Source organism: Paenibacillus psychroresistens, assembly GCF_009728935.1.
Lineage (GTDB): Bacteria > Bacillota > Bacilli > Paenibacillales > NBRC-103111 > Paenibacillus_AC > Paenibacillus_AC psychroresistens.
Genome location: NZ_CP034235.1, coordinates 4,692,219 through 4,707,100, shown reverse-complemented (window position 1 = coordinate 4,707,100; position 14,882 = coordinate 4,692,219). Strand labels below are relative to the sequence as shown.

Below are 14,882 nucleotides of genomic sequence, written 5' to 3'. Positions count from 1 at the left end.
ATATTGATTACTTGTATAGATGATAATCGTATTATAATCAAAATATGAAAAAGAAACCAGAGCAGACGGATTGACAAGCAGTCAAATTGCTAATGCAGCAGTCGCTGCCGTCAATGCGGACAACAAAGAGAGCTCATCTGGAAGGAGAAAGAAAAATGGAGGCAACCACGTTTGTCTTGTTCGGAGCGACAGGGGATTTAGCCAAAAGAAAAATTTACCCTGCCTTATATAATTTGTTTATTGATCAAAAGCTACCTGCTTCCTTCTCTGTAATAGGACTTGGCAGAAGAGAGCTTTCAAATGAAGTATTTCAGAAAAATGTGGAGCAATCTCTTCGTAGCTTTTCCAGAAGAGCAGTGGACGATCCAGGATCAGTGAAAGCTTTCTTAGAAGCATTTCGTTACAGCGTTTTGGACGTTGGACATAAAGAGGATTATCAAAAGCTGCTGCAGTTGGTAGAACAACGCGAAGCTGAACTGAATATTCCACAGAATCGTCTGTTCTATTTATCAGTTGGTCCTGAGTTTTTTGACATTATTGCTACTAGCATCAAAGAGAGTGGACTTGGATCTACAAAAGGCTGGAAACGCCTGATAATCGAAAAGCCATTTGGCCATGATTTGCAATCGGCTAGGGAGTTAAATCAGAAGCTGAGCATATCCTTTGCGGAGCATGAAATATTCCGCATCGATCATTACTTAGGAAAGCCAATGGTGCAGAAGCTTGAGGTACTACAGCAAGCCAATCCTGTTCTACAGGCATTATGGACCAATCATTACATTGCCAATGTGCAAATCACAGCTATTGAAACAGTCGGTGTTGAAGAAAGAGCTGGTTACTACGATCACGTTGGCGCCATTCGTGATATGTTCCAGAATCATATGCTGCAATTACTTATGATGTTATCCATTCACCTGCCGAAGGGCAGCACTTCTGAAGAAGTCCGTTTAAAAAAGAAACGGATTATGGAAGCTTTAGAGCCGCTGCAAAAAGAGGATGTTGCTATGAATGTGGTTCGCGGGCAATATACAGCTGGTACAATCCAAGGCAAAGCCGTAGTCGGATATAAAGACGAACCTGGTATTGGCCAAGACTCCATGAATGATACCTTTATAGCTGCCAGATTGGAGATCGATGACGTTTTTTGGAGGGAGGTTCCCTTCTATATTCGAACTGGCAAAAGAACGCAGGAGAAATCAACGCGAATTGTTATTGAGTTCAAAGAACCTTTAAAGCAGCACTCTTCTACATACGAGGAGAAAACAAATCCCAATCTTTTAATATTTGAAATCAATCCAAATGAAGGCATTACCTTGCAATTAAATACCAAGGATCCCCAGCATGAAGGTGAGTTTAAGCCGATTCTAATTGACTTTCACACGAGCCGCAAGGATGTGCCAGAAGCTTATGAAAACTTGATTTACGACGCTCTGCGTGGAGATCCAACCTTCTTTGCTCATTGGGATGAAGTAGAATTGTCTTGGAAGTGGGTTCAACCCATCTTGAATGCATTTGAAGAGAATCTCGTTCCGCTTCATCCCTATTCAGCAGGTTCTTTTGGACCGGATGAAGCAGACCAGCTGTTAGCCAGAGACGGCTATCATTGGTGCACTAATTCCAACACAGATCAAAAAATAGAAACGATAAAAGGAGAACAATATGCCTATCACACAAACGATTGAACAACTAGCTATTGATACCATTCGCACCTTATCTATTGATGCCATTAATAGTGCGAATTCTGGCCATCCAGGCTTACCCATGGGCGCTGCCCCAATGGCGTATACTCTCTGGTCTAAACATTTAAATCACAATCCAGGCCATGCAAAATGGTTTAACCGTGATCGATTTGTGCTTTCAGCAGGACATGGTTCCGCCTTACTTTATAGCCTTCTGCATTTGTCAGGCTTTAAAGTAGCGATTCAAGATCTAAAAGAATTTCGCAAGCTGAATAGCTTGACACCTGGACACCCTGAATTTGGACATACGGATGGTGTCGATGCAACTACAGGACCTTTAGGGCAAGGTGTAGCAATGGCGGTTGGTATGGCCATGGCCGAAGTGCATTTGGCTGCAAAGTTCAATCGAGAAGGCTATCCAGTTATGGACCATTATACGTATGCACTTGTTGGTGACGGATGCTTAATGGAAGGGATTTCTTATGAGGCGATGTCCATGGCTGGACATATGAAGCTGGACAAATTAATCGTCTTGTATGACTCCAATGACATCTCGCTGGATGGAGATCTGAACCTTTCCTTTGGAGAAAACATGCAAAAACGTGCTGAGTCAGCTCATTGGCAATATTTAAGGGTTGAGGATGGCAACGATATCGAGCAAATTTCTAAAGCGATCGAAGCAGCCAAGCAGAATCAATCACAGCCAACGATTATTGAGATAAGAACGATTATTGGTTACGGAAGCCCTAAGGTAGCTGGGACTCACAAAGCACACGGAAATCCGCTTGGTAAAGAAGAAGCAAAAGCAACAAAAATGGCGTATGGTTGGCAACATGAAGAAGAGTTTACCGTTCCTGTCGAAGTCAAAGCTCATTTTGATCAGCTTAAAAGCAAGGGAGAAGCAAAAGAAATAGAATGGAATCGTCTAATCGATGCTTATAAAAAGAATTTCCCCCAACTGGCTGAAGAGTTTGAGCAAGCGATCGATGGTACTGTTTTGTTTGATGCCGCAGACATTCTTACTTTTGACACGTCGAAAGCTGTTTCAACTCGTGTGGCAAGTGGTGAGGCGATCAATCATTTCGTGAAAAGAGTTCCTGCGATTTTCGGGGGAAGTGCCGATTTATCCCATTCAACAATGACGGATATCAACGGGGAGCAAACATTTGCCGTTGAATCTTATTCGGGACGTAATGTATACTTCGGCGTCCGCGAGCATGCGATGGGTGCAGCAGGCAATGGTCTTGCGCTGCATGGCGGGATTAAACCATTTGTCAGCACCTTCTTCGTATTCAGTGATTATTTGCGGCCGGCAATTCGTTTAGCCGCTCTGCAAAAGCTGCCTGTGATTTATGTGTTTACCCATGATTCCATTGCTGTTGGTGAAGATGGACCAACTCATGAGCCAGTCGAGCATCTAGCTGCGCTGCGGACAATTCCTGGTCTAACCGTTATTCGGCCAAGTGATGCCAATGAAACAGCAAGTGCTTGGGCATATGCCCTGCAACAGAAATCAGGTCCAGTAGCCCTTGTGCTAAGTCGGCAAAATCTGCCCGTTTATGAAGCAACTAAAGCCAATATAGATGAGCTGGCAAAGGGAGCTTATATCCTGACGGAAACCAATGATCAGCCTGATGTCATTCTTATCGGAACTGGATCAGAAGTATCACTGGCAGTCAACGCCAAAGTGGAGCTGGAGCGAGATAACCTTTCCGTCCGCATCGTTGCTATGCCGAGCAGAGAGCTATTCGAACGTCAATCCGAAGCTTATAAGCAGTCGGTGCTTCCATCAGCTGTTACTAATCGTCTTGCTATCGAAGCAGGTATTTCGTTAGGCTGGGATCGTTATACTGGACCACTAGGCAAAGTAATATCGATTGATACCTTTGGAGCATCAGGAAATGGTAATGAAGTCATGGAGTATTTTGGTTTTTCGGTTAACAATGTGGTACGTCTAACTAAAGAAATGCTAACAACTAAAACTAATGGAGGTAATTGATTATGAAATTTTTCATTGATACAGCAAACCTGGTAGACATTAATAAAGCGTACAAAATTGGGGTATTATCCGGTGTGACAACGAATCCTTCGTTAGTTGCCAAAGAAGGCGTGAAGTTCGAAGACCGTATTGCCGAAATTCTACGTGCAGTGCCAAAGGTTGAATCTGTTTCTGCGGAAGTAACGCCAGATGCGATCACGGCTGAAGAAATGATCGCTGAAGCGAATGAGTTAATTAAAATCAACAATTATGATAAAAACATAACTATCAAGCTTCCAATGAATTTAGCCGGTTTAGAAGCTTGTCGCTATCTAACTGAAAAAGGCGTGAAAACGAATGTAACGTTGATTTTCACAGTAAACCAAGCGCTTTTAGCTGCTCGGGCCGGTGCTACTTATGTTTCACCATTCTTAGGCCGTTTGGATGATATTTCCGAAGATGGTGTCCAATTAATCGTCAAAATTGCTGAACTATTCCGCACTCATAACTTAGATGCACAGATTATTGCAGCTTCTGTACGCCATCCGGATCATGTAACACGTGTGGCTATGGCTGGTGCGCATATTGCAACGATTCCGTTTAGTGTAATTGAACAAATATCCAAGCACCCTTTGACTGATCAAGGGATGGCGAAGTTTGCTGCCGATTGGAAAAAAGTACTATGAGTATCTCATTTAATTATTCCAATGCATTACCTTTTATGCAGGAGCATGAAGTCACCTATCTGGGTGACTTTGTGAAAGCTGCTCATGAAATGCTTCACGAAAAAAAAGGACCGGGCTCTGAGTATCTTGGTTGGGTGGATTTGCCGCTTCAATATGATCAAGAAGAATTCGCAAGAATTAAAGCTGCAGCGCAAAGAATTCGCAGCAACTCCGAGGCATTAATTGTTATCGGAATTGGAGGTTCGTACTTAGGAGCAAGATCAGCCATTGAAGCACTATCGCATACGTTTCATAACCAAATGGTCGGTAAAACTCAAGTATATTTTGCCGGGCAGAATATCAGCTCAGCTTATATTACTCATTTATTGGAGCTTCTTGAGGGGAAGGACATTTCGCTTAATGTCATTTCCAAGTCGGGGACAACGACAGAGCCTGCTATAGCATTTCGTATTTTGCGTGATTACATGGAGAAGAAATATGGAAAAGCTGGAGCAAAAAGTCGGATTTTTGCTACGACGGATCAAGCAAAAGGCGCTTTAAAAACACTTGCCGATAAAGAAGGTTATGAAAGCTTTGTAATTCCTGATGATGTAGGCGGACGGTATTCCGTACTTACTGCAGTTGGTCTGCTGCCCATTGCTACTGCGGGGATCGACATTGATCAAATGATGGCTGGAGCTGCTGCCGCTGCACAGAAGTATAACAATGCCGACCTTGCAACTAACGAGAGCTATCAATATGCGGCGGTTCGTAATGCACTCTACCGTAAAGGGAAAACCATAGAATTGCTGGTTAATTATGAACCTTCGCTTCATTATGTTTCTGAATGGTGGAAGCAACTATTCGGCGAGAGTGAAGGAAAGGATCAAAAAGGGCTTTTCCCTGCTGCTGTTGATTTTACAACTGATTTGCATTCGATGGGACAATATGTGCAGGAAGGTCGCAGAGACCTGATTGAAACTGTCCTTTCCGTGAAAAAACCACAGATTGAAGTGACCATTCAAGAAGATGAAAGCAATTTGGACGGTTTAAATTTTGTAGCAGGCATGACTATGGATGAAGTGAACAAAAAGGCTGCACAGGGCACACGTCTAGCCCATGTAGATGGCGGCGTTCCGAATTTGATTGTTGAGCTGGATGAGTTAAATGCTTACACGTACGGAGAAATGGTTTACTTTTTCGAGAAGGCATGCGGAATTAGCGGGCTGCTGCTCGGGGTAAATCCATTTGATCAACCTGGTGTAGAAGCCTATAAGACCAATATGTTTGCTTTGTTAGGCAAGCCTGGCTTTGAAACACAAAGAGATGAGCTTAACAAACGTTTATCAGATTCCACACAGTAATAAATCCATAAGCTTTTGAAAACAGAAAGGTTGTTGAATAGAATGGAAAAACAGCAGGTTGGAGTAGTTGGCCTAGCCGTAATGGGTAAAAATTTGGCTTTGAATATCGAGAGCAAAGGCTTCTCAGTAGCTTTATATAATCGTTCTCCTCAGAAAACAAATGAGCTTTTGGCAGAATCGCCAGGTAAAAAATTAAAAGGTACTTTCAGTATCGAAGATTTCGTCCAATCGCTGGAAACACCGCGTAAAATATTAATTATGGTCCAAGCAGGGAATGCGACGGATGATACGATTAATCAGCTTGTGCCTTTCTTAAGCCAAGGAGATATCCTGATTGATGGCGGAAATGCTTTTTTCCCGGATACGAAGAGAAGGAATAAAGATTTACAGGCTCAAGGCTTCCGCTTTATTGGAGCAGGTGTTTCGGGCGGTGAAGAAGGTGCGCTAAACGGACCAGCGATTATGCCAGGCGGGCAAAGAGATGCTTATGAGCTTGTAGAACCAATCTTGACTGCCATATCGGCTAAAGTTAATGGAGATCCTTGCTCCACATATATTGGTCCTGACGGTGCGGGCCATTATGTGAAAATGGTGCATAACGGCATCGAATACGGCGATATGCAGCTGATTGGCGAAGCGTATCAATTATTAAAAGATGTATTGAACGTAGATACCAACCAATTGCATGACATTTTTACAGAATGGAATCGTGGGGAATTGGATAGCTATTTAATAGAAATAACAGCTGATATTTTCGCGAAAACAGATCCAGATACAGGTAAACCAATGGTGGACGTGATCCTTGATTCTGCAGGGCAAAAAGGCACTGGAAAATGGACAAGCCAAAGCTCTTTAGACTTAGGTGTTCCGCTTTCTATCATTACGGAATCCGTGTTTGCACGGTTTATCTCAGCAATGAAAGATGAGCGTGTTGCTGCGAGTAAATTGTTAAAAGGGCCAGCTCTATCAAGCTATGATGGTGATCCTAAGGAATTTATTGAAGCTGTTCGCAAAGCATTATATGCAAGCAAAATAGCTTCCTATGCACAAGGCTTTGCCCAAATGAGAGCTGCTTCTGATGAGTACAAATGGGACTTGGACTATGGCAGCATTGCAATGATATTCCGCGGGGGCTGCATTATTCGGGCAGCATTTTTACAGAATATTAAGGATGCTTACGATCGTGATCCGGAATTAAGAAATCTTCTGTTAGATCAATATTTTAGAGATGTGATTACTAACTATCAAGAAGCTTGGAGAAAAGTGCTAGCAATTGCTGTAACTAGAGGGATTCCGGTTCCTTCCTTCGCTTCCGCGTTAGCTTATTATGACAGCTACCGCACTGCAAGATTGCCGGCAAACCTGCTGCAAGCTCAAAGAGATTATTTTGGAGCCCACACATTCCAACGCGTAGATAAAGAAGGCAGTTTTCATTTTCAATGGATGGAATGATAAATAAGTGACTTTTATAGATTTTTTTAAATTGTTGTTTAAATGAGGTGCAGCATATGGAACGTGAACTAGCATTGGAGTTTGTTCGTGTAACGGAATTAGCGGCGTTGGCATCCGCACCTTGGATGGGTCGAGGAGATAAGATTAATGCAGACGACGCAGCAACTACGGCGATGCGGGCGATGTTTGATTCTGTTACCATAACGGGAACTGTTGTGATCGGTGAAGGAGAAATGGACGAAGCTCCGATGTTATACATTGGTGAAAAGCTGGGAAACGGACAGGGGCCGGAAGTAGATATTGCTGTAGATCCATTGGAAGGAACTACTTTGGTAGCAAATGGATTGAATAATGCTTTATCTGTTATTGCGATTGCAAATAAAGGGAATTTACTCCATGCACCAGATATGTATATGGAAAAGCTCGCTGTTGGACCTGTACTAGCAGGGAAGCTAAATCTACTTGATCCCGTGGAGGTAACTTTAGCTAAAGCAGCTGAAATCCTGCATAAAAGAGTTTCTGATTTATGTGTGATGGTCCTGGATCGGGAAAGACATCAATCCTTAATTCAAGCTTTACGAGACGCGAATGTGCGAATTAAATTTCTTTCAGATGGTGATGTGGCAGGTGCCATTGCGCCAGCTTTCCCAGAAACGGGGATTGATATCTATTTAGGCTCAGGCGGTGCGCCCGAAGGTGTGTTGGCTGCAGCAGCTTTGAAATGCTTAGGCGGTGAATTTCAAGGCAGATTAATTCCAGAAAATCAAACCCAATTTGAACGTTGTATTGCAATGGGGCTTCAAGATCCACTTAAAGTGCTAACGATGGAAGATTTGGTTGGTAACGATGATGTGATCTTTGCCGCAACAGGTGTGACGGATGGAGAATTTTTGGGTGGCGTGAGATATCTCTCCAATCAACAAGCAGAGACACATTCCATAGTCATGCGTGCCCAAACCAGAACAATCCGTTTTATAAAGACGATACATTATTTGCCAAGTAAAGGCTTGAAGCACGAGGTTAAAACCGGATAACTTGGATTTTTTATTACTCAGAGCTAATTAGAGTTAATTAACATAATAAAATGGCAGTCAAGAACTTAAAGTTCTGAACTGCCATTTTTCTTTTAATTACTAAATGAAATTTAAATAGTTATCCTCTCTAAACCATTCATATATTTCTGCAGCGCCTTAGGAATCCGAATAGAACCGTCCGCTTCTTGATGATTTTCTAATAAAGGAATTAGAATGCGCGGCGATGCCACTGCAGTATTGTTCAAAGTATGACAGTATTGTAGTGTGCCATCAGCTGTGCGATATCGGATATTTGAACGACGTGCTTGAAAATCATGCAGGTTGGAAGATGAGTGTGTTTCCCCGTATGCTTGGCGGCTAGGCATCCAAGTCTCGATGTCATATTGTTTGTAGGTTTTTTGCGACATATCACCTGTGCAAACAGCAACGATACGATAAGGCAGCTCCAAAAGCTGCATAATCTCTTCTGCATTTTGCGTTATTTCTTGAAGAATTCGCTCAGATACCAGAGGGTCATTTTCACATAAAATAACTTGCTCGACTTTAGCGAATTGATGGACTCGATATAAGCCGTGTACGTCTTTGCCAGCAGCGCCAATTTCACTACGGAAGCAAGCTGAGATCGCAGCAAGCTTAATGGGCTCCGTTACGTCTATAATTTCATCACTATAATAAGAAACCATCGGAACCTCAGAAGTTCCAACTAGCCATTTATCTTCTTCTGCAATTTTAAAGGTTTGATCGACTCCAAGCGGGAAGAAAGCTGTATTGGAAAGTGCTGCTCCTCGAACCATTAAAGGGACATCAAGAGCGGTAAAACCCCGATCTGCAAGCAAGTCGAGTGTTAATTGTTGAACAGCTCGGTGCAGAAACAAGCCATTTCCCTTAAGAAAATAGTTTCTTTTTCCAGCTACCTTTACTCCTCGTGGAATATCAATAATAGCATGGATTTCTCCAAGTTTTACGTGGTCTTTAGGCTCAAAATCAAAGCAAGGAATTTCTCCTACGCGTTTAATCTCTACATTATCCTCATCCGACCGACCAATTGGAGTATCTGGGGATATCACATTGGGCACTAATATCATCAGCGTATGGAATTGAGTGACAGCCTCGGTAAGAGCGGTCTCCACCTCATTCAATTGTTGATTTACTTCTTTTGCAGCTGCTTTAATCGATTCCAAATCATTGGGTTTTCCATGTTGACTCGAATTAGCAAATTGCTGAGATAGGTTGTTTCTTGTCTCTCTAAGCAGCTCTGTTTCTTTCAGCAGCAGCCGCTTTTTCTCATCCCAGACTAGCAGTTCTTTAATCGAAAGGGTTATGCCCTTTTGATCAGAAATTCTTTGCAGCATCTCTGGGTTCTGGCGAATAAACTTGATCTCTAACATAGCACCACGCTCCTCTTAATTGGAAAAACACAAAAAGCCCCCTTGTCATTTGGGACGAAGAGCGCTTTTTTCGCGGTGCCACCCAACTTGATCGCGCAGTAATTAGCTGCTTGATCCACTTGGTCCGCTATAACGGTCGGTGCCGGTTAACTTAGGGAGTACAATGAAAGCTATACTCTTGTCGAAAACACCTCGGAGTTGGAAGCTCGTCATTGGCATAATTCAGATTTGAAATTAGTTGTTACAAAGTATATCCTAAATCATATTCGGTTTCAATAATTAGTTATCAGCGCTAATTGAGTTTTTCTAGCGGCGCATTTACAATAGAGCTAGGTTTATATAGCAAAGGGGCACATGAATCATGGAAATATTTTTAGCTATCTTAGTGCTTTTATCTTTAATTGGTATATCGCATGTTATCCAACGGTTCATTCCGTTTGTTCCGATTCCGTTGATTCAAATTATGCTGGGCATTATTCTGATCATGCTGCCATTTGATATCCACGTACCGATAGATCCAGAGCTATTCCTGGTGTTATTTATCGCACCCTTGTTGTTTAATGATGGTAAAAAAACACCGCGCGAAGAATTATGGAGACTTAGAGCCCCAATTTTATTGCTTGCGGTTGGATTGGTTTTCTTAACTATTCTGATAGGCGGTTATGCGCTGCATGCTTTAATTCCGACTATGCCGTTGGCTGCAGCTTTTGGTTTAGCAGCAATTCTTTCGCCTACGGATGCAGTTGCTGTTTCAGCGATGTCAGCAAGAATTCATATGCCGAAGCAGATCCAGAGACTGCTTGAAGGTGAAGCACTGATGAATGATGCTTCGGGTCTAGTTGCCTTTAAGTTTGCGATAGCGGCAACGGTTACTGGTTTATTCTCGATTTGGGAAGCCAGCTTTAGCTTTATTATCATCGCTTTAGGCGGGCTTTTGTTTGGAGCCTTGCTCTCGATGATTTTCATTTGGGGAAGATTATTGTTACGCCGCTTTGGTATGGAAGATGTTACGGTACATATGTTAATTCTTATTCTCACACCGTTCTTACTATATATTCTGGCTGAAGAGTTTGGCCTTTCCGGTATCTTGGCTGCCGTTGCAGGCGGAATCGTGCATGCAATCGAGCAGGATAAATCGGAATCTCCAATTATGGAGCTTAAGGTTGTTTCGGATAGTACCTGGTCAGTGATTTTATTCGTCTTAAATGGGCTTGTGTTTATCCTGCTGGGGCTTCAGGTTCCGGACGTATTGAATAGTATTTTTAGTGACTCTGCTTATAATAATTATGCAGCAGTCGGTTACGTGGTGCTTCTCTACTTATTATTGATGGGTATTCGATTCCTATGGCTATTCCTTGGAAGTAAAATAACTAAACCGGTCGCATGGAACTCCAAAATTAAAGCGGAAAAACCGTCCCTGCTCAATATTATGATCATTTCTGTTTCGGGGGTACGTGGTGCATTAACACTGGCTGGTGCTTTTTCCATTCCTTTGTTTCTCCATAGTGGAGCCCCATTTCCCGAACGGAGTTTAATGATTTTTCTGGCTGCTGGTGTGATTCTGCTGTCGTTAATAGTCGCTAGCATTGCCTTACCTATCCTCACAGCTAAGAATGGTCCGCGCTCCGCTTCTCTCGAGGATGACTTGGAAAAAGCAGCACAAATCAAAGCGATTCAAGCTGCGATTCAAGCGATTAAGAACACGAAGAACAGCGAGAATAATATAGCGGCGTCTTTAGTGATTAATTCAAATGAACAACGGCTTGTTGAAATCAACACCAGTCGTTCTAGAGTGGAATATAACGCGAATAACCGACGGGAACAAATGAAATTGCATCGTTTTGCTGTGGAGAAGGAAAGAGATTATCTCGAGCAATTATTAGATAAAGGCGAGGCTAGTCACCAGGATGTGCAAAGGCTGCAAATAGTGCTCACGAAAATCGAAATGGTATTAACGAATAAGCTGCATTTCATTACCTTGTTATTCTCGCTGCTGTGGGAGAAAGTATTAATGATCCTCTCCCCTCAAAAGCATGCCTTATCTCATACAGCTTCTGATTTAACGACCATGCGGATTCTCAGAATCCGTACGTCTGAGGAAGCCGTAAGACAGGTCAGCCAATCCAAACACAAGGGAAACGAGGTTGCCGTGCTTAATGTTATAGCCTATTATAATCAAATCATGATAGGCTTGCGCAAGCAGCTATCTGCTTATAATTGTACGGATACATTTAATGAGCAGAAGAGTGAAATGGAGATTATCTCGATCCAAGCAGAACGCAATGCCCTGCAGACCATGTTCGAACAAACCATTATTTCACGCAAGGTATTGAATAAGCTGCAGCAGCAGGTGAGCATCAGAGAAGCTGATATTATTGAGGCAGGGCTGTGAGATGGGGGCTGCTAAATGAAGCTATTTAAGCGTTTTTCATTAATTAGATCATTAAAAGGCAATCTAGCTATCGTCCTTATTATCACAACGGTTATTCCAATTATTTTAACGGGCTATATTTCGTATCGCTGGATTTACATTGTACAAACAGAGAAAATTGAGAAAGATATTCAGACTAATATCACACGTGAGACTAATGAGCTTGAAAGAAGATTGGATGATACGACAAGTGTTTCACAGCTGTTGGCGATTGAAGGCGGGATTGGCCGTGATGTTGTCAAATTCATAGCCAATCAGGATGAATTAGAGAAACGTAATTTATATGCCGATATTAATGCTTCCATGCTGAATGTTAATTTTGCCAATCCCAACCTAGGCGTTATGTTTTACTATACTCCGGATTACAAGGATCCGATTATTTTCTCTAATAGCAACATTGCTCCAACCTTTCTGATTGATCAGCTCCCGTTATTTTATGAGAAAAATTTGCTGAAATACTATGGTCCTTATACCTCGTTAAATACGAATGATAATAGTCTTGTTTTCTCCTTGGTCCGGACAATGCCTGATGGTGTGGGTCATACGATTTATGCGTATATTGAAACTAAACTAACTGGAATGGAAACCATGTTTGCTCAGAATGCTAAGACATCCGATTCTTATCATGTTATTGTGAACCCAAAGGGTACAGTTACTTACAGTAATTTGGCGAAAATAAACCAAGTGGGACAAGCTTTTGCAGCTCCTAAAGGCTATAAGGTTTTTTCAGCTACGAGCATTTATGACTGGAAGGTTTATCAGCTAATTCCATTCAGCGTCTATAACCATGAGATAAATAAATGGATTGTGCAATTTATCTTGTTTTCTTGTTTATCGCTCATTGTAGGCGTAGGATTAGCTTGGTTCATCTGGAAAAAGGTTTATGGACCGATTCGTTTGATTAATAAGGAAATCACCCGATTTCGCAATGACCAAACCACAAACTCGCTGGCAATGACAGGGCTGGTTGAATTTGATCAGCTTTTGCTTAATTTTGACCAAATGAGGGGCCAGATTGTCGATTTAATTATGGATGTGGAGGAGAAGGAGAAACGGAGGGGGCAACTGGAGGTAGAAAAGCTGCTTGTGCAGATAAACCCGCATTTCTTGCATAATACACTGAATACCATTCAATGGCTGGCACGGATGCAGGGGCAGACTAACATAGCCCAGCTAGTTACGATATTTACCCGTGTTCTCCATTATAACCTTGGCAAAAAAAACATCATTGTGACTGTGGAAGAAGAAGTTGAAGCAATTCGCGATTATATCCAGCTCCAGAATATACGGTACGATCACGTATTTAAAGTTTTGTTAGATATCGATCCAACTGCATTGGATGTTTCAATCCCGCGCTTTATACTCCAGCCGCTTGTGGAGAATTCCTTATATCATGGTTTTGAGCAAGGGGAAGGCGAGATTAACGTCATTATCCAAAAGGTAGAGGAGTCGAAGCTCTTATTAATCGTCAAGGACAACGGAATTGGAATTTCCGCGGAAAGATTGGCACAGCTGTTTGAACAGGAGGATAATATCCAAAAATCAGGCTTGGGTATTGGCTTGCATTACGTGAAAAAAATGCTCGATATTTATTACGGTGCTTCTGCTCAGCTAGAAATTGCTAGTTCTAACGGTAAGGGTACAACGATTTCCATCCACCTGCCAGGCACAATGAAGGGAAGTCATGAGGATGTATAACGCATTAATCGTTGATGATGAGAGCTTGGTACGCAAAGGCTTGCGAATGATATTTCCTTGGGAAAAATACAAGATTAACATAATAGGCGAAGCTGCAAGTGGAGAAAGTGCGCTGGCTTTTTTGCGTACCCAATCTGTGCAATTAGTCATTACCGATATTACGATGCCTGGCATGTCAGGCTTGGAATTGTTAAAGCACGTTCAGGCTTTTGATTCTACGATTAAGGTGGTTATGCTAACCTGCCATCAGGATTTTGATTATATTCAAGAATCGCTGCGTTTGGGGGCAATTGATTACATCGTCAAAACACAGCTGGAGGATCATAATTTAGATGAAATATTGCAGCGAATTGTTAAGCATATCGAGATTAAACCAATCGCAGGTGTCGTGAAAACGGCAAACATGACGCAGCTAAACCAGCAAATTATTGAACGATGGAGTCAGGTTATTTGGGTGGTTGATGATCGTATTTATGAGGAATTAATTCATGATTCGGTAGCGATTTCAACAGATCATATAGTGGATTGGAGCAGCATAGTAGCTTCATCCTTCGAAAGCTGGCAGCTGTCTTTTCCAGTTTTTACAGATTGGAAGACAGATGGAGGGCTGCCAACACGTTTAGATCAGCTGCTAATTTGGGTCAAAGAATTGCGGATAGAGCTGCAGAGATGGCTGCGAAAATCACAATATTCGGAGGATGTTATTTACGCGATCGTTAAATCTATCGATATGATTCATGAGAATCCTGCAGCGCATATATCACAAACGGAGTTAAGTAAAAAAGTGAATATAAGCAAAAGCTATTTCAGTACGAGCTTTAAGGAAATTCTAGGTATTTCATTCACCCATTATTTGCAGAGAGTTGCCATTGAACGGGCGAAGGCGATGATTGAGAATACGAACCATCCGATTTATTGGATTGCAGAACAGTGCGGCTTCAGCGACCAAAGGTATTTCAGTAAATTGTTTAAGGAACAAACCGGAATATTGCCAAGTGAGCTCAGACAGAACCTCCACAATCGCTAATGTGATGGTTTTTTTCTTCATCGTGTAGTTTTTTTTCTAATCATAGTCAGCTAAGGAAATTGGAGAAAATAATCCCATTACCTTCATATAATCACCACTCACCTCTTAGGGCTAGCGCTTGATAAACTAAAGAGGTCAAAAATATGACTACACTAAGGGATGGGGA

Annotated in this window: 10 protein-coding genes; 9 read left to right on the top strand and 1 reads right to left on the bottom strand. The window is 42.1% G+C overall.

The features are described from left to right. The first annotated feature begins 155 nt into the window (after positions 1–155). Genes zwf through glpX form a run of 6 tightly spaced genes read left to right on the top strand, consistent with a single transcriptional unit; the run spans position 156 to position 8,172 of the window. Positions 156–1,682: a glucose-6-phosphate dehydrogenase gene (gene zwf / locus EHS13_RS21575; protein WP_155702373.1), complete on the top strand. Its 1,527-nt coding sequence runs from the start codon at positions 156–158 to the stop codon at positions 1,680–1,682. Then, the gene (gene tkt / locus EHS13_RS21570) at positions 1,666–3,678 is read left to right on the top strand and encodes a transketolase (protein ID WP_155705465.1); all 2,013 of its coding nucleotides are present in this window, start codon (positions 1,666–1,668) and stop codon (positions 3,676–3,678) included. The genes zwf and tkt overlap by 17 nt, the downstream gene beginning before the upstream one ends. A 2-nt stretch (positions 3,679–3,680) precedes the next feature. After that, positions 3,681–4,343 (top strand): fructose-6-phosphate aldolase, encoded by a 663-nt coding sequence (gene fsa / locus EHS13_RS21565; protein WP_155702372.1) that lies wholly within the window; start codon positions 3,681–3,683, stop codon positions 4,341–4,343. Further along, positions 4,340–5,686, top strand: a complete 1,347-nt coding sequence (locus tag EHS13_RS21560; protein ID WP_155702371.1) for a glucose-6-phosphate isomerase — start codon at positions 4,340–4,342, stop codon at positions 5,684–5,686. The genes fsa and EHS13_RS21560 overlap by 4 nt, the downstream gene beginning before the upstream one ends. A gap of 42 nt (positions 5,687–5,728) precedes the next feature. Then, positions 5,729–7,138 (top strand): NADP-dependent phosphogluconate dehydrogenase, encoded by a 1,410-nt coding sequence (gndA, locus tag EHS13_RS21555; RefSeq protein ID WP_155702370.1) that lies wholly within the window; start codon positions 5,729–5,731, stop codon positions 7,136–7,138. A 56-nt stretch (positions 7,139–7,194) separates the two neighbouring features. After that, positions 7,195–8,172, top strand: a complete 978-nt coding sequence (glpX, locus tag EHS13_RS21550) for a class II fructose-bisphosphatase (RefSeq protein WP_155702369.1) — start codon at positions 7,195–7,197, stop codon at positions 8,170–8,172. A 110-nt stretch (positions 8,173–8,282) separates the two neighbouring features. On the opposite strand, the gene serS is transcribed toward glpX, so the two are convergent. After that, positions 8,283–9,560, bottom strand: a complete 1,278-nt coding sequence (gene serS / locus EHS13_RS21545; protein ID WP_155702368.1) for a serine--tRNA ligase — start codon at positions 9,558–9,560, stop codon at positions 8,283–8,285. Positions 9,561–9,921: 361 nt separating this feature from the next. On the opposite strand from serS, the gene EHS13_RS21540 reads away from it, so the two are divergent. From EHS13_RS21540 to EHS13_RS21530, 3 genes are read left to right on the top strand one after another with little or no spacing between them, the layout of a single operon-like run. Then, on the top strand, positions 9,922–11,952 hold the full coding sequence (locus EHS13_RS21540) for a Na+/H+ antiporter (RefSeq protein WP_155702367.1): 2,031 nt from the start codon (positions 9,922–9,924) through the stop codon (positions 11,950–11,952). Between the two features lie 15 nt (positions 11,953–11,967). Further along, complete coding sequence (locus tag EHS13_RS21535; RefSeq protein ID WP_155702366.1) at positions 11,968–13,689, top strand: sensor histidine kinase; 1,722 nt, start codon at positions 11,968–11,970, stop codon at positions 13,687–13,689. Further along, positions 13,682–14,716: a response regulator gene (locus EHS13_RS21530; RefSeq protein ID WP_162463191.1), complete on the top strand. Its 1,035-nt coding sequence runs from the start codon at positions 13,682–13,684 to the stop codon at positions 14,714–14,716. Before EHS13_RS21535 ends, EHS13_RS21530 begins: the two co-directional genes overlap by 8 nt. The last annotated feature ends 166 nt before the right edge of the window (positions 14,717–14,882 follow it).